Source organism: Flavobacterium sp. (assembly GCF_035195345.1).
GTDB lineage: Bacteria > Bacteroidota > Bacteroidia > Flavobacteriales > Flavobacteriaceae > Flavobacterium.
Map to the genome: position 1 here is coordinate 1,826,368 of NZ_CP136574.1, position 22,351 is coordinate 1,848,718.

The 22,351-nt window shown below is 33.6% G+C and carries 21 protein-coding genes; 13 read left to right on the forward strand and 8 right to left on the reverse strand.

All coding sequences use genetic code 11. The annotated features are described in order from the left end of the window. Positions 1–58 precede the first annotated feature (58 nt). From RSE15_RS08845 to RSE15_RS08855, 3 genes are read right to left on the reverse strand one after another with little or no spacing between them, the layout of a single operon-like run. Complete coding sequence (locus tag RSE15_RS08845; protein WP_324067645.1) at positions 59–796, reverse strand: metallophosphoesterase family protein; 738 nt, start codon at positions 794–796, stop codon at positions 59–61. Then, complete coding sequence (locus tag RSE15_RS08850; RefSeq protein ID WP_324067647.1) at positions 789–1,940, reverse strand: ATP-binding protein; 1,152 nt, start codon at positions 1,938–1,940, stop codon at positions 789–791. The genes RSE15_RS08845 and RSE15_RS08850 overlap by 8 nt, the downstream gene beginning before the upstream one ends. Positions 1,941–1,999: 59 nt before the next feature. Next, a complete protein-coding gene (locus RSE15_RS08855) occupies positions 2,000–2,872 on the reverse strand; it encodes an aldo/keto reductase (RefSeq protein WP_324067649.1) in 873 nt (290 codons plus the stop codon). A 176-nt stretch (positions 2,873–3,048) separates the two neighbouring features. Between RSE15_RS08855 and RSE15_RS08860 the strand changes: the two genes are divergently transcribed. The 9 genes from RSE15_RS08860 (at position 3,049) to RSE15_RS08900 (ending at position 12,769) form a co-directional block, all read left to right on the forward strand. Continuing rightward, entirely contained in the window at positions 3,049–4,053 is a 1,005-nt protein-coding gene (locus tag RSE15_RS08860; RefSeq protein ID WP_324067650.1) for an AAA family ATPase, read from the forward strand. 84 nt (positions 4,054–4,137) lie between these two features. Next, complete coding sequence (locus tag RSE15_RS08865) at positions 4,138–5,004, forward strand: DUF58 domain-containing protein (RefSeq protein WP_324067652.1); 867 nt, start codon at positions 4,138–4,140, stop codon at positions 5,002–5,004. Between the two features lie 5 nt (positions 5,005–5,009). Continuing rightward, a complete protein-coding gene (locus tag RSE15_RS08870) occupies positions 5,010–6,626 on the forward strand; it encodes a BatD family protein (protein ID WP_324067654.1) in 1,617 nt (538 codons plus the stop codon). Next, positions 6,626–7,630 (forward strand): vWA domain-containing protein, encoded by a 1,005-nt coding sequence (locus RSE15_RS08875; protein WP_324067656.1) that lies wholly within the window; start codon positions 6,626–6,628, stop codon positions 7,628–7,630. Before RSE15_RS08870 ends, RSE15_RS08875 begins: the two co-directional genes overlap by 1 nt. Positions 7,631–7,641: 11 nt before the next feature. Then, a complete protein-coding gene (locus RSE15_RS08880) occupies positions 7,642–8,685 on the forward strand; it encodes a VWA domain-containing protein (RefSeq protein WP_324067658.1) in 1,044 nt (347 codons plus the stop codon). Beyond that, on the forward strand, positions 8,678–9,415 hold the full coding sequence (locus RSE15_RS08885) for a TPR repeat aerotolerance protein BatC (protein WP_324067660.1): 738 nt from the start codon (positions 8,678–8,680) through the stop codon (positions 9,413–9,415). The genes RSE15_RS08880 and RSE15_RS08885 overlap by 8 nt, the downstream gene beginning before the upstream one ends. Before the next feature lie 3 nt (positions 9,416–9,418). After that, entirely contained in the window at positions 9,419–11,191 is a 1,773-nt protein-coding gene (locus tag RSE15_RS08890) for an aerotolerance protein BatD (protein ID WP_324067662.1), read from the forward strand. Positions 11,192–11,277: 86 nt separating this feature from the next. After that, entirely contained in the window at positions 11,278–12,036 is a 759-nt protein-coding gene (locus RSE15_RS08895) for a tetratricopeptide repeat protein (RefSeq protein WP_324067664.1), read from the forward strand. 7 nt (positions 12,037–12,043) lie between these two features. Further along, positions 12,044–12,769, forward strand: coding sequence for a phosphodiester glycosidase family protein (locus tag RSE15_RS08900; RefSeq protein WP_324067666.1), 726 nt, complete (start codon positions 12,044–12,046; stop codon positions 12,767–12,769). Positions 12,770–12,772: 3 nt separating this feature from the next. Here the strand turns inward: RSE15_RS08900 and RSE15_RS08905 are convergent, their stop codons facing one another. After that, complete coding sequence (locus RSE15_RS08905) at positions 12,773–13,294, reverse strand: CvpA family protein (RefSeq protein ID WP_324067668.1); 522 nt, start codon at positions 13,292–13,294, stop codon at positions 12,773–12,775. Positions 13,295–13,429: 135 nt separating this feature from the next. Here RSE15_RS08905 and RSE15_RS08910 point away from each other — a divergent pair, with 135 nt between their 5' ends. From RSE15_RS08910 to RSE15_RS08925, 4 genes are all read left to right on the forward strand, one after another. Next, the gene (locus RSE15_RS08910; RefSeq protein WP_133610266.1) at positions 13,430–13,786 is read left to right on the forward strand and encodes a hypothetical protein; all 357 of its coding nucleotides are present in this window, start codon (positions 13,430–13,432) and stop codon (positions 13,784–13,786) included. A 76-nt stretch (positions 13,787–13,862) separates the two neighbouring features. Next, on the forward strand, positions 13,863–14,882 hold the full coding sequence (gene pheS, locus RSE15_RS08915; RefSeq protein ID WP_290820345.1) for a phenylalanine--tRNA ligase subunit alpha: 1,020 nt from the start codon (positions 13,863–13,865) through the stop codon (positions 14,880–14,882). A 48-nt stretch (positions 14,883–14,930) separates the two neighbouring features. After that, positions 14,931–15,338: a hypothetical protein gene (locus tag RSE15_RS08920; RefSeq protein ID WP_324067671.1), complete on the forward strand. Its 408-nt coding sequence runs from the start codon at positions 14,931–14,933 to the stop codon at positions 15,336–15,338. A 356-nt stretch (positions 15,339–15,694) separates the two neighbouring features. Then, a complete protein-coding gene (locus tag RSE15_RS08925; RefSeq protein ID WP_324067673.1) occupies positions 15,695–18,466 on the forward strand; it encodes a GH92 family glycosyl hydrolase in 2,772 nt (923 codons plus the stop codon). A 3-nt stretch (positions 18,467–18,469) separates the two neighbouring features. Here the strand turns inward: RSE15_RS08925 and RSE15_RS08930 are convergent, their stop codons facing one another. From RSE15_RS08930 to RSE15_RS08945, 4 genes are all read right to left on the reverse strand, one after another. Next, a complete protein-coding gene (locus RSE15_RS08930; RefSeq protein ID WP_324067675.1) occupies positions 18,470–19,036 on the reverse strand; it encodes a hypothetical protein in 567 nt (188 codons plus the stop codon). Between the two features lie 11 nt (positions 19,037–19,047). Continuing rightward, complete coding sequence (locus RSE15_RS08935; RefSeq protein ID WP_324070444.1) at positions 19,048–20,025, reverse strand: TerC/Alx family metal homeostasis membrane protein; 978 nt, start codon at positions 20,023–20,025, stop codon at positions 19,048–19,050. A 27-nt stretch (positions 20,026–20,052) separates the two neighbouring features. Beyond that, complete coding sequence (locus tag RSE15_RS08940) at positions 20,053–21,048, reverse strand: NAD(P)H-dependent glycerol-3-phosphate dehydrogenase (protein WP_324067677.1); 996 nt, start codon at positions 21,046–21,048, stop codon at positions 20,053–20,055. 74 nt (positions 21,049–21,122) lie between these two features. After that, positions 21,123–22,289 carry an iron-containing alcohol dehydrogenase gene (locus tag RSE15_RS08945; protein WP_324067679.1) on the reverse strand — a complete coding sequence of 389 codons (1,167 nt, stop codon included), beginning with the start codon at positions 22,287–22,289 and terminating at the stop codon, positions 21,123–21,125. Positions 22,290–22,351: the final 62 nt, after the last annotated feature.

The window sequence follows — 22,351 nt, forward strand, 5'->3', positions numbered from 1 at the left end:
AAATAAATAATTTGGAGCAAAGGTATAAATAGTATTAAGATGACATAAAAAAAAGCAATTAATTTCTTCCTTTTTCATTTGGGTATAAATCAGGTAAGGCATCACTTTGCCAAAATTCTTTGGTATCTACATCCATAATAGATAATTTTCCTTTGAAAGCAGCGCCTGTATCTATATTCCAAACACAAGCTTTATTTACTGGTGTAGATTCCTCAATTTTAGTAACCGGCGTGTGGCCAATATAGATTTCTTTATAAAGCTTTAATCGATTTGGATACGTAAGAGCGTCTTCCGAAAGTTCGTTGTCCATAGCCAAAACCATTTCCCATAAAGTTCTATCCCAATAAAATAATGGGGTAAAAAATTCATGTGTAACTCCTCTCAGGTTAGTAAATCCGGCATGAATAAACAACCGGTTTTCATCATCTAAATAATAATCTTGTAACGACTGTAAAAAGCGAATGTGTTTTTCTTTAGTAGTATTATCAATGTTTTGGTACGACAAAGCCGAGGCTTCACCACCATGTAAAAACCACATTTTTTCATCAAACCCTTCCGAATCATTTCGCAACCATTTTAGTAATAAATCATCATGATTTCCTCTTATAAAAACACATTTTTGTTCAAGTTGAAGCGAAATTAAAAAATCTAAAACGGCTGGCGAATCGCTCCAACCATCTACGAAATCACCTAAAAAAATCAACGTGTCATTTTTTGAAACATTCGCTCTTTCTAAAACCTGAACCAATGCTTTTAAGCCACCGTGTATATCGCCAACTACTAATTTTCTAGTCATTTTTTGTATTGTATTTCATTTTTCGTAAAATTCGCATCACTTCTTTAAAGGACAAATATACCAATGGATTGTCAAATGTTTTCAAAAACGTTTTAGCTTCAATTAGTTTTTGTTTCGCTTCTTCAAATCCATTCAAATAACATATCATTAAGGTATGTGGCACATTGAGCAAATCTTTTTTTTCAGTTACATGTAAAAAAGTCCCTTTTTGAAGTTTGTTGAGTAAGGTAATATTTGAATTATAAATGTGATGCAACATTTTTTTATTGTATTGTGGTGGTTCAAACAATAATTGGGTGTCTATTTTATAATAACCATTATCAAAAAAACGGATGGATACTTTTTCTAGCGGATAAAAACTGGTTTTGTCGTTTAATCCCAAACAAACGTATTCGGTAATAGAAAAAGATTCTTCATCAAATGCAATACTCACTTCATCAAATGCCGAATAAAACAATTTGACTTGCTCATTCACTAACTCAATATCTACTCTAGAATAATAGATAGTATCTCTTACTTTTTTCTTATTTCCTGCCCAGCACACCACAAAAAGTTCTTTAAAAACCTTGTAATTTGATTCTAAATCTTTGTGTCTAGTATTTATAAAATCCAAAACACTTTCCAACGTATAAGAAATACTATTTCGGGAGTTGTTTTCTAAGCTAATAACCGTTTCAACATTTTGTTTTGAATACGGAATTTTTTCCGTTGCAGGAGAAGTGTTACTGCCTTTTCGTTCATAAACGCTATTGGCAACTATGGTGTGAATTCCTTTTTTAAAATAGGATGTTTTTGATTTAGGTTTAATGGTAACTAATCCTACTACTTTATCTTTTGGAAGATTTGGAAATGGCACGTTTTCATATTGAATTTTGGGCGGATTTTCCAAAAAAGCATTGACTAAATTTTGAATGCGACTATCGTCAAAAAAATCATCACCCACAATTTCATTGGTTTCATCTTCCACACCAACCACAATGTATGAATTGTTGCTAGGATTAGAATTCGAAAGCGCACAAATGTGTTTTAAAAACTTTGCTTTTCCTTCTTTGGTATGTAAATTTAACTGGCGTTTTTTATCATAAAAACTATTCTCATCGTTGTGAGCTAATAAATTTTTAATAAGAAGACGCTTGTTTATCATTGTTTTGGTTTGCAGTCTCAGTCTCAGTTTACAGTGCTGTTCTGCGACTGAAAACTAAATTAAGGCACTTTATTTCCCATACTTTCGGTCCAAATAGCAAACCAATCTTGTGTGTCTAAAACCAGTGATTTTGCCTTCATTAGTTGTTGAATGCGACTCACATTAATGGTTCCAGCTACCGGTAAAATGTTTGCAGGATGTTGTAAAATCCAAGCCAATAAAATCAAGTCAGAACCCACATGATATTTATCGACTAATTTAGAAAAAAGTAATTTCAAGCGTTGTGTTTGCTCCGTGTTTTCTCTAAAAACCACCCCTAACGGATTCCAAGCCATCGGAGTTATTTTGTGCAATTGCATATAATCTAAACTTCCATCTAACATAGCTTCGTGGTTGGTTGCCGAAAACTGAATTTGATTAAAAGAAATTTCCGTTTTTTGACGCAATAATTCGGTTTGCGAAGGGGTAAAGTTAGAAACACCAAAAGATAGAATTTTTCCATCAGATTTAAGTTTTTCAACCGCTTCAGCAACTTCATCAGCTTGTAGTAATGGACTTGGTCTGTGTAATAAAAAAACATCTAAATAATCGGTTTGTAGATTTTTTAGCGAATTTTCTGCGGACCAAATGATGTAGTCTTTGGAATAATTATAGTGTTTGATTAGATTTTTTGGACGATTTTCAGAAATGTGCTCTATACCACATTTAGTAATTAATTGAATGTTTTTTCGCTCAATTTTACTTTCAGTTAAAGCTTTTCCAAAAGCAGCTTCGGTGGTGTAACCGCCATAAATATCGGCATGATCAAAAGTACTAATTCCGTTTTCAAAAAAAAGATGAATTAAATGGTTCATTTCCTTTGTGTTGAGGTTTTTATCCCAAACCCCCCAATTCATAACTCCAGCAATTATAGGTGATAATTTTACTGACATAATGTGTGTAATTTCTAAATATTTCTTAAAATTATAAAATTGAATCATAAAACACTCACAAAAGCTACTTTTTTTATTGTTTTTTAACGCAATGTTAACAACTAAAATCTAAAAAAAATTACAATTTGCAGCGTTAAAAAATGTTGTTAATTTCACAGCGCCAAATTAAAACTAAAATGGAAGAAAATACATCGACTTTAGACATTAGAGCAATTAATGAAAAGATAGAAAGAGAAAGTGCTTTTATCGACTTACTTACCATGGAAATGAACAAAGTAATTGTTGGTCAAAAACACATGGTAGAACGATTACTGATTGGATTATTAGGACAAGGACACATTTTACTAGAAGGTGTTCCTGGATTAGCAAAAACATTAGCAATTAATACGCTATCACAAGCCGTTCATGGTTCATTTAGTAGAATTCAGTTTACACCTGATTTATTACCAGCCGATGTGGTGGGAACTATGATTTATAACATTAAACAAAACGACTTTACCATTCGTAAAGGACCAATTTTTGCAAATTTCGTTTTAGCCGATGAAATTAACCGTGCTCCTGCAAAAGTACAATCCGCTTTATTAGAAGCTATGCAGGAAAAACAAGTTACAATTGGCGATGAAACCTTCAAACTAGACAAACCGTTCTTAGTAATGGCTACTCAAAATCCTGTTGACCAAGAAGGAACCTATCCGTTACCAGAAGCACAGGTTGACCGTTTCATGTTAAAAGTGGTTATCGATTATCCTAAAATGGAAGATGAGCGTTTGGTAATTCGTCAAAATTTAAAAGGTGCTTACGAAAAAGTGAATGAGGTGGTTTCGTTAGAGCAAATTCTAAAAGCGCAACAAGCCGTTCGTGAAGTATATATGGACGAAAAAATCGAAAAATATATTTTAGATATTATTTTCGCAACGCGTTATCCTGAAAAATATAAATTAGAAAGTCTAAAACCATTAATCAGTTTTGGAGCTTCGCCACGTGGAAGTATCAACTTAGCTACTGCTGCAAAATGTTACGCTTTTATCAAACGTAGAGGATATGTAATCCCAGAAGACGTTCGTGCAGTGGTTTATGACGTATTACGTCACAGAATTGGAATCACATATGAAGCCGAAGCTGAAAACGTAACCACAGAAGATATCATTAGCAAAATTGTAAACGAAATCGAAGTGCCTTAATTTAGTTATCAGTGTTCAGTCTCAGTTTTCAGAAACTACTGATTTAATACTGCGACTGTCAACTGCGACTGCCAACTAATAAAAATGGATACCAAAGAAATTCTAAAAAAAGTTCGAAAAATTGAAATCAAAACCCGAAGATTGAGTGATCACATCTTTTCGGGAGAATACCATACGTCTTTTAAAGGACGCGGAATGACGTTTTCAGAAGTGCGCCAATACCAATATGGTGACGACGTAAGAGCGATTGATTGGAATGTTACCGCACGTTATAACGAACCCTTTGTAAAAGTATTTGAAGAAGAGCGTGAATTAACCATGATGTTAATTGTTGATATTTCGGGTTCGGAAAGTTTTGGTACAAAAAACCAACAAAAACGTGATATGGTTACAGAAATCGCGGCAACCTTGGCTTTTTCGGCAACGCAAAACAATGATAAAATTGGATTGCTTTTGTTTTCGGACCAAATCGAGTTGTTTATTCCGCCTAAAAAAGGAAAATCGCACGTTTTACGAATTATTCGCGAGTTAATTGAGTTTCAACCAAAAAGTAAAAAAACCGATTTATCGCAAGCTTTGAAATATTTATCAAGCGTTTTGAAAAAGAAAGCCATTGTGTTTTTAATTTCAGATTTTATGACGAAAGACTACGAACACACCTTAAAAATAGCTTCAAAACGACATGATGTAACCGGAATTCGTGTTTTTGATCAAAGAGAAGAAAGTATTCCAAACATCGGAATTATCAATATGTTAGATGCCGAAACAGGTGAAACTTTAGTAGTAGATACCAATTCAAAATCTGTTCGACAAGATTACGAAAAATATTATAGCGAAAATGTAGCGTATTTTAGAGATATATTTTCAAAATGTGGCGCCGGAACCATAAGTTCAAGAGTAGATGAAAGCTATGTAACCAAATTACTGGGTTATTTTAAAGCGCGTAATTAAGAAAAATGAAAAAGACAATTTACTTTTATATTGCTTTATTGTTTGGATTTTTGGGATCAGCTCAAAAAATCACAACAGCTATTGATTCTTCACAAATTAAAATAGGATCGCAATTCAATTTAACGATTAAAGCTTCGGTAAATGCAAAGGATAAAGTAGTTTTTCCAAATGCGAAAAATTTTGGCGCTTTAGAAGTTTTAGAATCGTATCCAATTGATACTGTAAAAAACAATTCACAATACGAATTAATCAAAAAGTATGGATTAACTCAATTTGATTCGGGAAGGTATTTAATTCCGAAACTAGTGGTGAAAATTAATCAAAAAAATTTTCAAACCGATTCGCTTTCCATTGTAGTAAACAATGTAAAAGTAGATACCACTAAGCAGCAAATGTATGATATTAAAAACATCATCGCTACCGAAGAAGAACCTAGCAGTGAATGGTGGAAATTACTGGTATTATTAGCTTTAATAATTGCTTCAGGTTTTGGTTCGTATTTCATCATTAAAAAATTACAAAACGGAAAAGTAAAAGAAGAAGAATTTTTCGCTTCACCTATTGAAAAAGCAATTGCTTATCTTCAAAATTTAGATAAAAAACAATTGGTTCAAAAAGGCGATGTTAAAGAATATTATTCTGAAATGACCGATATTGCTCGAACGTATATTGAAGAATCAGTGCATGTTCCAGCTATGGAAAGTACTTCAAGCGAGTTGATGGATGCATTAAAAAAAGCAATTTCAGAGACGAAAATGTTTGTGAATCGTGAAGAATTGGATAAATTTCGTCAGGTTTTAGAAAATGCTGATTTAGTAAAATTTGCCAAATCAAAACCATTGCAATTTGAAATTGAAAAAGATAAAAGCATCGTTGATAAATTTTTATTAATCGTTGACAAAGCACTACCAAGAACGGAAGAACAGTCCGAAGCACTTTTTGCAGAAGAAGTACGTCGTAAAGAATTAAAGAAACAAAAATTCATGCGAACCGCTATCTCAGTCGGAATTGCAGTTGTTTTATTTGTGATTTCAGTTGGAATTTTTGCTTACACTTTTGGTTTAGATTATTTAAAAGAGCATCACATTGGGTACACCACCGAAGAATTATTAGAAAAAGAATGGATTACTTCTGAATACGGAGAACCTGCAATTGTGATTGAAACGCCAAAGGTTTTGAAACGAAATAACGACGAAAAAATTCAAAATAACCTTCCTGAAAATGTAAAATCAACGAACAGATTTATGTATGGTAGTATTATTGATGATTTTTCAATTATTTTGGTAACTACAGCTTTTAAAGACACAACCAAGTTGGATTTAGAAGTAGCACTAGAAACGGATTTGAAAGAATTGGAACGTTTTGGTGCCAAAAATATCATTGTAAAAACCGCTGATTTTGAAAATGTAAAGGGACTTTCTGGTAAAAAATCATATGGTAGTTTTACCGCTTTCAACGAGATTACAAAAGAAGACCAAAAAATGAGCTACGAAATTTTGGTTTTTGCTCAACCAGGTGGTGCACAAGAATTTTTCTTAATTTACAAGGAAGATGATGAACATGCGAAACAAATTATGGAGAAGATTCAGAATTCGATTGAACTAAGAAAAGCAAAAAAATAATGGGAAAAGTAACTTTTTTAAATCCAGAATTTTTATGGCTATTTCTGCTTTTGCCAGTAGCTATTGCATGGTTGTTTTATAAACGAAACCAACTTTCGGCTACACTAAAGATGAGTTCGGTAACACCATTTAAACACAATAGAACTTTTTTAGCCAAAGCAAAACCGTTTCTACATGTATTGCGAATTTTAGCATTATGTTTAATCATTATTGCTTTAGCCCGACCAAGAAGCGTGGATGTTACTTCAAAATCAAAAACCACTAAAGGAATTGATATTGTAATGGCAATCGATGTTTCGAGTAGTATGTTGGCCAATGATTTAAAACCAAACCGTTTAGAAGCACTAAAAAAAGTTGCGTCCACATTTATACAAGATAGAGTAAATGACAGAATAGGTTTAGTAGTTTATGCCGGTGAAAGTTACACTAGAACTCCTGTAACCTCTGATAAAGCCATTATTTTGCAATCATTAAAAACCGTAGAATATGATGATTCTATTATTGAAGACGGAACAGGAATAGGTGTTGGGTTAGCCACAGCAATTAATCGAATAAAAGATAGCAAAGCAAAAAGCAGAATTATTATTTTATTAACAGATGGTGTAAATAACTCAGGAACAATTGACCCAAGAACCGCAGCGGAAATTGCAAAAGAATATGGTATAAAAGTTTATACTATCGGAATTGGAACCAATGGAAAAGCAATGTTTCCTGTGGCAAAAGATGCGAATGGAAAGTTAGTTTTTAGAATGATGCCTGTAGAAATTGACCAAAAATTAATGCAAGAAATTGCAAAATCAACGGATGCTAAATATTTTAGAGCCACATCAAATCAAAAATTACAAGCCATTTACGACGAAATTAATAAGTTAGAAACCACAGAAATTGACGAAAAGAAATTTTATAATTACGACGAAAAGTATAAGTCATTTGCACTAATAGCTTTTGTTTTATTAGGAATTGAAGTGTTGTTGAGAAATTCAGTTTTTAGAGGAATCGTTTAGAAAGAGAAAAAATGTTTGAATTAGAAAGCCCAATATATTTTTATTTAATAGCACTCATTCCAATTGTAGTGGCACTTTTTCTATTCAATTTGTTTTGGAAAAGAAAAAAACAAGCCGCTTTTGCCGATTTGGAATTGTTTGAAAAATTAAGCCCTGAAAAATCAACTTTTAAACCTGTTTTAAAAGTAGTACTTCTGCTATTGGCTATTGTTTGCGTAATAATTGCTTTGGTAAACCCAAAAATGGGAACCAAAATGGAAACCGTAAAACGCCAAGGGATTGATGTTGTTTTTGCTATAGATATTTCAAAAAGTATGTTAGCCGAAGACGTGGCGCCAAACCGTTTAGAAAAAACTAAGCAATTGGTGTCGCAAATCATCAATCAATTTGGAAATGATAGAGTTGGAATTGTAGGTTATGCCGGAAGTGCATATCCTGTTTTACCCATGACGACCGATTATAGTATTGCTAAGATGTATCTGCAAAGCATGAATACCAATATGGTTTCTTCGCAAGGAACTGCTTTTAATGACGCCATTAAGCTTTCGGTAGATTATTTTGACATAAAAGATACTAGTAAACTAATTATTTTGGTTTCAGACGGCGAAGATCATGGTGATGGAGCTGAAGAAGCAATTGAAATGGCTCGAGAAAAAGGCGTTCGTATTTTAACGATTGGTGTGGGCACAGAAAAAGGTGGTTTAATTCCTTTAAAAGATAATAGAGGCAACATTTCTTCGTATAAAAAAGACCAAAACGGAGAAAATGTGATTACAAAATTATATCCAGAAGTGTTGCAAAATATTGCCAATAAAACTAAAGCAAAATATATTATAGGCGCATCTACAAAGGAAGTGGTAGAAGAGGTGAAAAAATCATTAGATAAAATTGAAAAATCAGAATTCGAATCACAACAAATTGCCGATTTTGAATCACAATATCAATGGTTTCTAGGATTGGGATTCTTGTTGCTTTTGGCAGATATTTTTCTGTTGGAGAAAAAAACAAATTGGGTGCAAAAGTTGAATTTATTTAACGAGAAAAAACATGAATAAGATAGTTTATATACTAGTTTTGTTGCTTAGTGGCATGCTTTTTAGTCAAGAGAAAGATAAAAACCTGTACAATGGAAATCAATCTTTTGCTCAAAAAAGTTATACCAATGCCGAAGCAGATTATAGGGTAACCGAATCAAAAAAATCGCCCAAAAAAGCAGTTGCAGGATATAATTTAGGTAATAGTATTTACAGACAAAATCAACATGGTGAAGCACAAATAAAATATATTCAGGCTTTAGAAACGGCAAAAACCAAAGTCGAAAAACATCGAATTTATCATAATTTAGGAAATACTTTTATGTTGGACAAAAATTATGAAGCGGCTGCTGAAGCGTATAAAAATGCGTTACGTAATAACCCGTTTGATGAAGAAACACGCTATAATTACGCTTTAGCTAAAAAGAAGAAAAAAGAGAATCCACCACCAAAAAACGACAAGAAAGATAATAAAGGAAAAGGTGGTCAAGACAAAAAACCACAACCAGAAAATAACAAAAACGATAAGGAAAACAAAAACGATCCTAATAAAGAAGGTGATAAAGACAAAAACAAAGGGGATGGTGAGAAAAAAGAAGATGAAAAAGAAAATCCAAAACCAAGTGGTGCTGATAAACAGCGAATCAATAATATCTTAGATGCCGTAAATAATGCAGAAAAGAAAGTGCAGGACAAAGTAAATGCAAAAAAAGTAAAAGGACGTCCAGCTTCAAATGAAAAAGATTGGTAATTCATGAAAAAGACATTTTTAATTTTATTAACATCATTATTCTATTTTTCTGTTTCCGCTCAAGTAAAATTTGAAGCGCAAACAGAGAGGAGTTCTTATGGTTTAAATGAACGAATTCAATTAGTTTTCACTATAAATAATGAAGGAGATAATTTTGAACCACCAAAATTTTCAGGTTTTAAAACAGAAGGCCCTTTTATTAATAAAGGGAATCAAACTTCTATAACTATTGTAAATGGAAAAGTAACCCAAAAAAGAGAAATTTCTACGCAAGTTATCTATTATTTAACCCCAGTAAAAAAAGGTGTTTTTACTATAGGTTCTGCTTCCATTCAATTTAATGAAACTACGTATAAATCGGCGCCAATTAGAATTACGATTACCGATCCAATAGAAATACCGTCTTATCCTGGACAACCTAACAACATGAATTATGGGGAAGGAATTCATTTGGTGGCTGAAATGTCAACAAAGAATCCTTATGTCAACCAACCCGTTACTGTAATATACAAATTGTATTTTGAGCCAAGATCAACCGTTGGAAATTTCAGAAATTTTAAAGCACCTAAATACGAAGATTTTTGGAGTCAATATATCGATATGAAACAACTTCGTGCCGAAAGAGGAAAATTCAACGGAAAAGATTATAGCATGGTGGTGCTTCGAAAAGTGATTTTATATCCTTTAGAAGCGGGTGCTAAAAAAATAGAACCTTTCAAAATCGAATTAGATGCCGAAGTACCAACAGGCCGTCGTGATTGGTTTGGAGAATATGAAATGAGATTGATTCAAAAATCACTTTCAACAGGTGTTCAAACAATTAACGTAAAAGCTTTGCCAGAAAACAATAAACCATCAAGTTTTACAGGAGCTGTTGGAAATTTTGATTTCAAAGTAGTGCCATCAAAAACCACGTTAAAAGCTGGAGAATCGTTAGATTTAGAAGTCAGTGTTTCGGGAAAAGGGAATTTAAAATTGTTTAACTTACCAAAACCAATTGTGCCAAGTGCGCTAGAAATGTACGATCCAGCACATATTGAAAATGTGCAAACGCCTGTTACAGGAATTGTTGGAAAAGTATCAGATAAATATACGATTATTCCTCAGTTCAAAGGAAAATACACAATTAAACCTATTGAGTTTTCGTACTATGATTTGGCAAGTAATTCATACAAAACCATTACATCAAAAGAAATTACTATTGATGTAGCAGAAGGTGACGGAACAGTAGTTTCTAACAAAGAAAATGCAAATAAGCAAGCCATTCAGAAAAAGGAAGTATTTCAATATAATAAATTAAAAACAGAATTTGTTTCAGCATCTAGAGAAGATTTCTTGGGTTCTGGATTGTTTTATAGTTTGTTATTGGCGCCATTATTATTGATTCCGATTGTGATGATTGCTAGAAAACAAAAAGAAGCAAAAGATGCCGATGTTGTGGGTAATCGAGTTAGAAATAATAACCGATTAGTGAAGAAATATTTATCGGAAGCCAAAAAACAAATGGGCGACAAAGTACCGTTTTATATGGCAATGGAAAAAGCGTTACACAATTTCTTAAAAGCCAAATTACACATCGAAACGGTTGAAATGAGTAAAGAAAATATTATTGAAATATTGCAAAATAAAAACGCATCTGAAAGTAGTGTCAATCAGTTTATGGAATTAATGAATGATTGTGAATTCGCAAGATATGCACCAGCAACTGACACCGCAATGCACAACGATTTTGACAGAGCTATCGAAATAATTACCGAACTTGAAAAACAAATTTAACCACTAAACACTAGTTTGTCATGCAGAACTCGTTTCAGCTTCTCAAATGATTGATTAAGATATAAGTCTGGTTTAACAAAAAAATCATGAAAAAATACATTCTCCTTTTCATACTAACATTTCAATTCGCTTTAGCAAACGAATCAATCGACGCTACTTTCAAAAAAGCAAACGATTTGTACAACAAAGGCGATTACGAACAAGCAGTAAGATCTTTCGAAAGCATTGTAAATCAGGGCAGCGAATCGGCCGATTTGTATTTTAATATTGCCAATTGCTATTACAAATTAGGAAAAGTGGCGCCATCAATTTACAACTACGAAAAAGCATTACTTTTAAACCCAGATGACGAAGCCATTCAAACCAATTTGTCTTTTGCGCAAAAGATGGCTATAGACGACATTAAAATCCTTCCAGAAGTCGGTTTCAAAAAAATGGTAAAAGAGTTCACCAGCATATTTCATTATGACACTTGGGCTTGGATTGCCGTTTTTATTGCTTTCCTGAGTTTGCTTTCATTTTTAGGCTATTATTTCGGAAATACCGTATTACTAAAACGTACTTTTTTCAGTTTATTCCTGCTGTTTTTAGTTGGAATTGGCGTAACCGTTTTCTCCGCTTTTTTACAAAAGAATTTCGATGCAAATTACAATCCAGCCATCGTTTTTGCAGAATCAACGACTTTGAAAGCCGAACCAAAAAATAGTTCTGAAGATGTTGTAACGCTTCATGAAGGAACAAAAGTCTTCGTTTTAGAAGAATTAGGCAACTGGAAACAAGTAGAACTCACCGACAAAACCAAAGCGTGGATTGACAAAGAAGCGATTAAGGAAGTGAAGGAATAATTTCATCATGTCAAAAAAAGGCACATTTATAATTTTATTAATCATAGCAACAATTTCAGTTGGTTTTTATCAATTTGGTAAGCCAGCTAATGAAGATGACAGATTTGTAAGTTATATTGTGAATCCAAAAAAGCAGAATTTAGAATTTTTTTGGAAAAACAAAAAAGAAGAGCATTTTAAAAATGCTGAAAATTTAATTTCATGGCTTAAAAGTAAAAACAAAAAACTGCTGTTTTCAACTAATGGCGGAATGTATAAAAAAGACAATTCACCCCAAGGATTGTATGTTGAAAACACAATTACTAAATCAGAAATTGAAACTTCAAATGGGAAAGGCAATTTTTATTTAAAGCCAAATGGTGTTTTTTATCTTACAACGGATAAAAATCCAATGATTTGCAAAACGGAAAATTTTTTGAGTAATGAAAAGATAAAATATGCAACTCAATCGGGTCCAATGTTGGTAATTGATGGCGAAATTCATACTGCATTTAAAAAGAATTCTACCAATTTAAATATTCGTAATGGCGTTGGGATTTTACCAAACAATCAAATCATATTTGCTATTTCAAAAAAGGAAATCAATTTTTATGATTTTGCCGAATATTTTAAAAAACTTGGATGCAAAAACGCCTTATACTTAGACGGATTTGTGTCAAGAACCTATCTTCCAGAAAAGAATTGGAATCAAATCGATGGAAATTTTGGTGTAATAATCGGAGTTACAGAATAACTATTAATTCTCACTCTCAACTCCCGACTTCAAACTACCATACCAACCTTCAATCGTAGGATAAATCGCTTTTGAAATATTCTGAATTGGGTTATAAAAAAGCGAGTGCTCTTGCGTTTCTTTAGAAAGCACTATGTTATTGATGTTGATTTTCTCAAAAATAAAAAGTGCCACACTCAACGCTAAAATCGTTTTCAATACGCTAAAAATTACACCTGCCAATTTATTAATCCAACCTAGAAAAGCAAAATCGACTAATTTGGTTAAAATTTTTGCACTCAAGTGAATTGCAATCACCACCAACAAAAACGTGATGATAAAAGCCGTAATTTCAATATATTTCGGATTCCAACTCGGGAAAATTCCAGTAAAAATAGCACCTACTAAATTCGAAAATTTAATCGCTAAGTAAATTCCTAAAATCAAAGCCACAAACGAAGCAACTTCTACAAAAAGCCCGTTTTTCAAACCTTTATAAACCGCAAAACCCAATAAAACCGCAAAAACAATATCAATAAAACTCATTTGAAAGAAAATAGAATAAAGAACAAAGACGATAGATTGCTTAAAAAACAAAACCATCGATTATCTTTGCAAAACTAATATAGAAAGTTGGGAATAGTCTTTTTTCTTTTCTCTTTTTTCTTTCATCTGTAAAAAATGTCAAGAGACGAACAATTAAAACAGCGTTGGGAAAGCGTTGTCAATATATTATCAGAAAAATTTTCAAGCGGAGAAGACCTTGATTTAGAAGGAATTATCTACTTAATTGGTGTACAAGAATTAGGAAAAATCCATGCTGCTTTCAAAAAAGATGAAAAAGTAAATCTGATGCACATTGCTATTTGTCGTTTGTTAGAGCCTTACGGTTACTACGAATTTGAGTATTTTGATAACGAAGGTTGGCCGCATTACAAAGTAAAAGAAGAATTGCCACCACTAAAAGCAGGTGAACAAGCCGTACTAATGAAAGAAGCAATTGTAAGCTACTTTTTAGAGAAAGAATTAATTGACTAATTAATTTATAGTACAGACAAGTCAATGACTTGTCTCTCAAAAAAAATCCATAAATTTGCATTTTACAAAACGAGCGATGACAGAAACGATTAAAGCCCATATTGAAGAAGTAAAATCTTTTCAAACCGATAATAAAGAACAATTAGAAGCCTTCCGAATTAAGTATTTAGGAAGTAAAGGCTTGTTGAAAGACTTTTTTGCCGAATTCAAAAATGTTCCAAACGAACAAAAGAAAGAATTTGGTCAAGTCATCAACGAATTGAAAACTTCGGCAGAAGAAAAAGTAAAAAGCATTCAAGACGCTTTAGAAAATAAAGAAGAAGCAAAAGGAATTTACGGCGATACAACGCGCCCGGGAGAAGCGATGAACATTGGTTCTCGCCACCCAATTTCTATTGTAAAAAACCAAATGATTGATATTTTTTCAACCATTGGTTTTAACGTGTCTGAAGGTCCAGAAATCGAAGACGATTGGCACAATTTTACCGCATTAAATTTACCAGAATACCATCCGGCAAGAGATATGCAGGATACGTTTTTCATTCAAACCAATCCTGATGTTTTATTGCGTACACACACTTCATCAGTGCAAGTGCGTTATATGGAAAACAATAAACCGCCAATCCGTACGATTTCTCCAGGAAGAGTGTTCCGTAACGAGGCTGTTTCCTCGCGTTCGCACTGTATTTTCCATCAAGTGGAAGGTTTGTATATTGACAAAGACGTTTCGTTTGCCGATTTAAAACAGACTTTGTTGTATTTTACGAAAGAAATGTTCGGAAAATCGAAAATCAGATTACGTCCATCGTATTTCCCATTTACAGAACCAAGTGCTGAAATCGATATTTATTGGGGATTAAAAACCGAAACCGATTACAGAATTACCAAAGGAACCGGTTGGTTAGAAATTGGTGGTTGCGGCATGGTTGACCCTAACGTATTGAAAAACTGCGGCATCAATCCAGACGAACACACTGGTTTTGCTTTCGGAATGGGAGTAGAGCGTATTGCCATGTTGTTGTACCAAATTGGTGATATCCGTATGTTTTATGAAAACGACGTTCGTTTCTTAGAGCAATTCAAATCAAGTATATAACATTTAAATCCTGACAGGCTTCAAAAACCTGTCAGGATTCTTCAAAATATGAAAAGAGACATTATCATCCCAAAAGTAGCAAACGTTCACATTGTAGCTTTTCAAGAATGGAACGACGATTTCATGGAGAATTCTTGGTACGCTTATTTAATAAACGATACCGATGATTTGCTAGAAATGGCTATGGTAGTTTCAAGCGCTTATGGTTTAATCAATGGTGAAGAACGCAAAACGGGAACTTTTCGTCATGCGTTTGCCAAAGTAGAACCAAGAACCGCCGTTAAAGTTGAATTGTTAGAAAACAACGTTTTACAATTGAATAACGAATTCATGTTGTCGTATTTTTCAAACGGTCAATTATTCGATAAAACCTTCGTTTTCAGAACCAATTCCATCAATGATAAAGCTACTGCTGATTTACCAATTATCAACAAAAGAGGCGTTTTCGCGAATTAACATTTTCCCTGCGAGGTTTCAAAATAACTAAACCACGAATTCAGAAATGTCTTTGTGGTTTTTTGTTTACACCACATAGAAACATAGATTAACTTTATAAATTTAAGGTATTTCATTTTACATAGTCAACATAGGAAAACTTATATGAACTCATATAAACAAAGACTTTTCATGCTTTCTTATTTGACTTATATGTTTAAAATCAACACAATTCTATTGTTACCTCAAAAAAGTGTAATGCCTAAAAGCAAAACAAGAAAAACCTATGTTTCTATGTGGTAAAACTCAAAAATAGCTTTACCCTTACAACAATTAGAAAATATTTTTACCTTTAAGAAATTTTTCATCCCAACAACATGAAACCATTTCTTATTGCTTTAGCCTTTTTAACGACTACTATTTCCCAAGCACAAGATTTCGCCAAACACGTCAATCCATTTATTGGAACTGGTGGTCACGGACATACATTTCCTGGCGCTACTGTGCCTTACGGAATGGTGCAATTGTCTCCTGACACACGTATTGATGGCAGTTGGGATGGCTGTGGTGGATATCATTATTCTGATAATGTAATTTACGGATTTTCGCACACGCATTTGAATGGAACCGGTGTTTCGGATTATGGCGATATCATGTTGATGCCAACGGTTGGAATTAATACTCTAGATTCAAAATTGTATTCTTCAAAATTCCAACATAAAAATGAAAAAGCTTCTGCAGGATTTTATTCAGTACATTTAGATAAATATAATATTGATGTTAGGTTAACCACTTCAACACGTGTTGGTTTTCATGAATATACTTTTAATGATGAATGTCGACCACATATAATGTTAGATTTGAATCATAGGGATAAATTAATAGGGAAAGATTATAAAATAATAAATGATAAAACTATTGAAATTTATCGTCAAAGTGAAGCTTGGGCAAGAAACCAACAAATTTGGGCTAGGATAGAATTTAATCAACCAATGTTTTTTGAATATTATAATAACTCAATGCAAAATGGATTTATTATACATCCTAAAAAAGGGAACGTAAAAAAAGGCGAAAAAATTCTCGTAAAAGTGTCGCTTTCACCAACAAGTTATGAAGGAGCTAAATTAAACAGTTCCGAAATCAAACATTGGGATTTCGATAAAGTTCATAAAGATGCTATTGCGGCTTGGAACAAAGAATTATCAAAAATTGAAGTCACTTCTAATGATAAAGACAAGTTAACGATTTTCTACACGGCTTTGTATCACACGATGATGCAACCAAACATTGCACAAGATTTAGACGGAAAATACCGCGGTAGAGACAACCAAATTCATCAAGCAGAAGGCTTTGATTATTATACGGTTTTTTCACTTTGGGATACCTTTAGAGGTGCGCATCCATTATACACCTTAATCGATAAAAAGCGAACTGCCGATTACATCAATACCTTCATTAAACAATACGAACAAGGTGGCAGATTGCCTGTTTGGGAATTGGCATCCAATGAAACCGATTGTATGATTGGTTATCATTCGGTTTCCGTAATTGCCGATGCGATGGCAAAAGGAATAAAAGGTTTCGATTACGAAAAGGCTTTTGAAGCGAGTAAAGCTTCTGCGATGCGTGATGTTTTAGGTTTGGATGCTTATAAGAAAAACGGATTTATTTCGATTGATGACGAACACGAAAGCGTTTCTAAAACTTTGGAATACGCTTATGATGATTGGTGTATTGCCCAAATGGCGCAACTTTTAAACAAGCAAGAAGAGTATCAATATTTCATGAAACGTTCTCAAAACTGGAAAAACATTTTCGATTGGGAAACCGGTTTCATGCGTCCGAAGAAAAACGGAGGTTGGGACAAACCTTTTGATCCAAGAGAAGTCAACAATAATTTTACCGAAGGTAATTCGTGGCAATACTCGTTTTTCGTGCCACAAGATATTGAAGGCATGATTCAAGCCTACGGCGGACCTGAAAAATTTGAAGCCAAGTTAGACGAAATGTTCAACAGCGAAAGCAAAACTACTGGAAGAGAACAAGTCGATGTTACGGGTTTAATCGGACAATATGCTCACGGAAACGAACCCAGTCATCACATTGCATATTTGTATAATTATTTAGGAAAACCAGAAAAAACGTATGAAAAAGTCAAGTATATTTTAGAGAATTTTTACACCAATACACCAGATGGTTTAATTGGAAACGAAGATTGCGGGCAAATGAGTGCTTGGTACGTGTTGAGTGCGATGGGGATTTATGCGGTTACGCCGGGACAGCCCACATGGGATATTAATGAACCTTTTTTAGATGCAAAAGTTAGTATTGATGATAATAAACCAAACTATCTTCACTTACCTAATGCTAGAGGTATTTTGCCACAATTCGGAATAGAAAACGTTGACAAACCAGCGCATCAATTAATTATTCCAGTTCCAGTAATTCAAGCGGAAAGTAAATCGTTTAAAGACAATTTGAAGATTGAATTGAAATATCAAAATTCAAATGATGTGATTTATTTCATGATTAATGATAAAGATGATCATTTGGCAAAGAAACTATTTGTTCCTTACACAAAACCTTTCGAAATACAAGAAACTTCAACTATTGAAGCGTATGTAAAAACAAATGAAGGACAAAGCAACACCATTTCCGCAACCTTCTTCAAAAAACCAAACAATTACAGCATCAATATTAAATCGGTTTACAATCCGCAATATCATGCAGGTGGACCAGAAGGGTTGTTAGATGGTATTTTAGGAACGGAGAACTGGAGAAAAGGCGATTGGCAAGGCTACCAAAGTCAGGATTTTGAAGCAGTTGTTGATTTAAAAGAAGTGAAAAACATCAATGAAATTTCAGCACGCTTTTTACAAGACCAACGTTCATGGATTTTAATGCCAACGAAAGTGGACTATTATATTTCGGAAGATAATGTGAATTTCACGTATTTCGGTTTAGTAAACAATACGTTAGATCCAAAATTAGAAGAAAATACGATTCTAAATTTCACTTCAAACGAAACCAAAGACAAAAAAGCACGTTACGTAAAAGTTATCGCCAAAAACTTCGGTAAATTACCAGAATGGCATCAAGGTGCTGGTGGCGATGCGTTTATTTTTGTGGATGAGATTTTGGTTAAATAATAATTATTCTTTCCAACCCCAAGGCGCTGACGGAGTTTCAATGGGTTTAGACAAATCAAAACTTACCGAAAAAACTCGTTCAGAGCCAATGCGTTTCAAATTATAAGTGAACACTTTTTCGTCTATAGTAATCCACCAAACATTAGTTGAAGCATAAGAAATTAAATCGCATGTTTCTTGATCGGCTGGAAAAAATTGAATATTTGGTAATCCTGTATTAGTTGAGCTTCCACCATATTGTGTTACTTTATCAGGAGTTCCATCTTCATGGCGGTGATCGTGTTTGAGTGTTATGATTTCATTTTCAAATGTTAAAACCCAAGTTCTAGATTTATCATCTCCAACAAAAAACGGAATTCTTATGCGATTTTCTTCACAGCTTTTCACATGCATTACTAGTTTTTTACCTGAAAAAGGGTCATTAGCCGAAGCTCCTGCTGTAATTTGTCCTTCGAAAGATTTACCGCAATGCATTTTTAGTTTTTCCCAAAATTGCTTTGAACCTTTTTCAGATTGACTAAAACATATATTAGTTAAAAACAAAACAACCAGCAGGAATAGTTTCTTCATGAAATCACAAATTAATCTTTATCAGGAAACAACAAAGAAGCGATTACAGACAAGATTAACACACTTCCAACAACCATTAAAGAATAAGAGGTTTCGATGTGGTAAAACGGCGCTACAATCATTTTTACTCCGATAAAAGCTAAGATAAGCGCCAACCCGTATTTTAATTTACTGAACATGTACATAAAGTTCGCCAACAAGAAATACAACGAACGCAATCCTAAAATAGCAAAAATGTTAGACGTATATAAAATAAATGGGTCATCTGGTGCTATTGCAAAAATGGCTGGAATACTGTCTACTGCAAACAATAAATCGGTAAATTCAACAATAGTAACCACCACAAATAAAGGGGTTGCCATTCTGATTCCGTTTTGAACAGTGAAAAATTTATCACCATCAAAATTTGGACTTACTTTAAAAAACTTATGTACAAATTTTGAACCAGCACTTTTACTAAAATCTTTACTTCCATCATCTTCTTCATTACTAAAGCCCGATTTTATTCCCGCAACAATTAGAATAATTCCGAAAATGGTTAGCAAATAATTGATTTTTACTGCTTGACCAAACAATTCCATTTCGGGTAAATACGTGTAATTCAGCAACCAAACTCCAGTAAAAATAAAGATGGCTCTAAAAACCAAAGCACCAATTACACCCCAAAATAAGACTTTATGTTGAGCTTCTTTTGCCACATTGAAATAGCCAAAAACTAAGATGAAAACGAATAAATTATCAACCGAAAGCGCTTTTTCAATCCAATACGCGCCTTGAAATTGCATGAATTTTTCGGCACCCATGTAGTGGTAGATGATTCCACTAAATCCCATTGAAAGTGAAATCCAAATTACCGACCAAATCGCCGCTTCTCTATTGGAAACTACATGTCCTTTTTTGTTTAAAACTCCTAAATCTAATACCAACATAGCAATGATGGTAATTGTGAAAGCCGTAATAATACCAGGATGATCAATTAAATGATCGATTGAACCTGTTTTTAATGATAGCATGTATTAATTTAATTTGTCTGTTAATTCTTTGAAAACAGCTTTTGCGTCTTTATTTTCGTATAAAATTTTATAAACGGCATCAATAATTGGCGTGTCTGCACCATATTCTTGGTTTAATTTATAAGCACTTTTTACGGCGTAATATCCTTCGGCAACCATACTCATTTCCATTTGTGCTGATTTCACAGTGTAGCCTTTCCCAATCATGTTTCCAAACATTCTATTTCTTGAAAAAACCGAATATCCTGTCACCAATAAATCGCCCAAATAAGCCGAATTATTAATGTTTCGTTTCATTTTGTGTACTTTACGAATGAATTTTTTCATTTCGCGAATCCCATTACTCATTAAAACGGCTTGAAAGTTATCACCATAGCCTAAACCATGTGCCATTCCCGCTGCAATAGCATAAATGTTCTTTAAAACGGCAGCATATTCTGTTCCAATGATATCATCTGTAGTTTTTGCTTTGATGTAGTGTGAGCTCAGATTTTTAGCTACATATTTGGCTTTTTTTCGATCGCTACAAGCAATAGTTAAGTACGATAAACGTTCCATAGCCACTTCTTCTGCGTGACAAGGACCTGTAATAACCCCAATATTTTCAAAAGGAATATCGTATTTGGTATGAAAATGTTCACCAACAATTAAACTCGATTCTGGAACAATTCCTTTAATCGCAGAGAAAATGATTTTTCCTTCTAAGCTTTCGGTTAAACTTTCTAATTCTTTGCTTAAAAAAGCAGAAGGAACCACAAAAATCACATAATCAGCGTAAGCAACTGCTTCGTTTATGTCGTTTGTAAGTTTTAATTTATTAGTATCAAACGCAACCGAACTCAAGTAATTTGGGTTGTGTTTTTGATGTTTTAAATGTTCAATAGCATACGTGCTTCGCATGTACCAAGCAATTTCGTCTTGATTTTCACAAAGCATTTTAGCAATTGCAGTAGCCCAACTTCCTCCTCCAATGACTGCAAATTTTGGCTTTTTTTCCATTATGTGTTTCGATTTAGAAAATCAAAAATAATCATTTTAAAAGGATTTACAAAAAACGTTTGCGTGAAGCGATTTTAATAACTCATTTCTACGATTGCTTTTACCTTTTCGATGGTGATATTTTGCTTTTCGCCCAACACTTTCCAACCTCTTTCTTCAAATCGATTGGCAATGAAATCAGCGGTATTTTCGTAATTTTCTGCGTTTTCCGATAATTTGGTTTTCATTCCCATTTTGTGGAAGAATTCAACTGTTTTTTCGATTGCTTTTTCTGCAATTTCTTCGGTTGAATTGCCTTGGATGTTCCAAACACGTTGGCCGTATTGTGCTAATTTGTCTTTTTTCGTGTCGAACATTACGCGGTATAAGTTTGGTCCAATGATTGCCAATGTTCTCGCATGATCAATTTCGTATAAAGCCGTTAATTCATGACCAATCATGTGTGTTGCCCAATCCGAAGGAACACCTTTTTGAATCAATCCATTCAATGCCATGGTAGCACTCCAAACAAAGTTAGAAGCTAATTTATAATCGCTCGGATTTTCAACTACATCGGGACCAATTTCAATTAACGTTTGTAAAATACTTTCTGAAATTCGGTCTTGTAATAAAGCATCGTGTGTGTAAGTTAGATATTGCTCCATCACGTGTGTGAACGCATCCACAACTCCGTTTTGCAATTGTCTTTTTGGTAACGAAGTAATTACTGTTGGATCTACAATTGAGAATACTGGGAATAAAGCACTTCCGCCTAAGGTTAGTTTTTCTTGTGTAGCTTCAATTGTAACTACAGCGCCTGAATTCATTTCCGAACCTGTTGCCGGCAAGGTTAAAACGGTTCCAAAAGGAATTACTTTGGAAACATCTTTGAATAAAATACGTTTTTTCAAAATATCCGCTGCATCGCCTTCAAAATTAACGGCTGCAGAAATAAATTTCACACCATCAATCACGCTTCCACCACCAACAGTTAAGATGAAACCGATTTTTTCAGCACGAATAATTTCAACGGCTTTCATCAAGGTTTCAAAACGAGGATTCGGTTCAATTCCGCCAAATTCTACAATATCATGGTTGGGTAAAGCCGCTTTTACTTGATCATAAACGCCATTTTTAAAGATACTTCCACAGCCATAAGCGATAAGAATTTTAGTATTTGTCGGAACTAAATCAGTTAGTTTTTTAATTTGTCCTTTTCCAAAGACATAGTTTACAGGATTGTATAATTCGAAGTTTAGCATAATAATTGTCTTGCTGGATTTAGTTCAGCATCCCCGCAAAGTTACGCAATGAGATTGGGAAC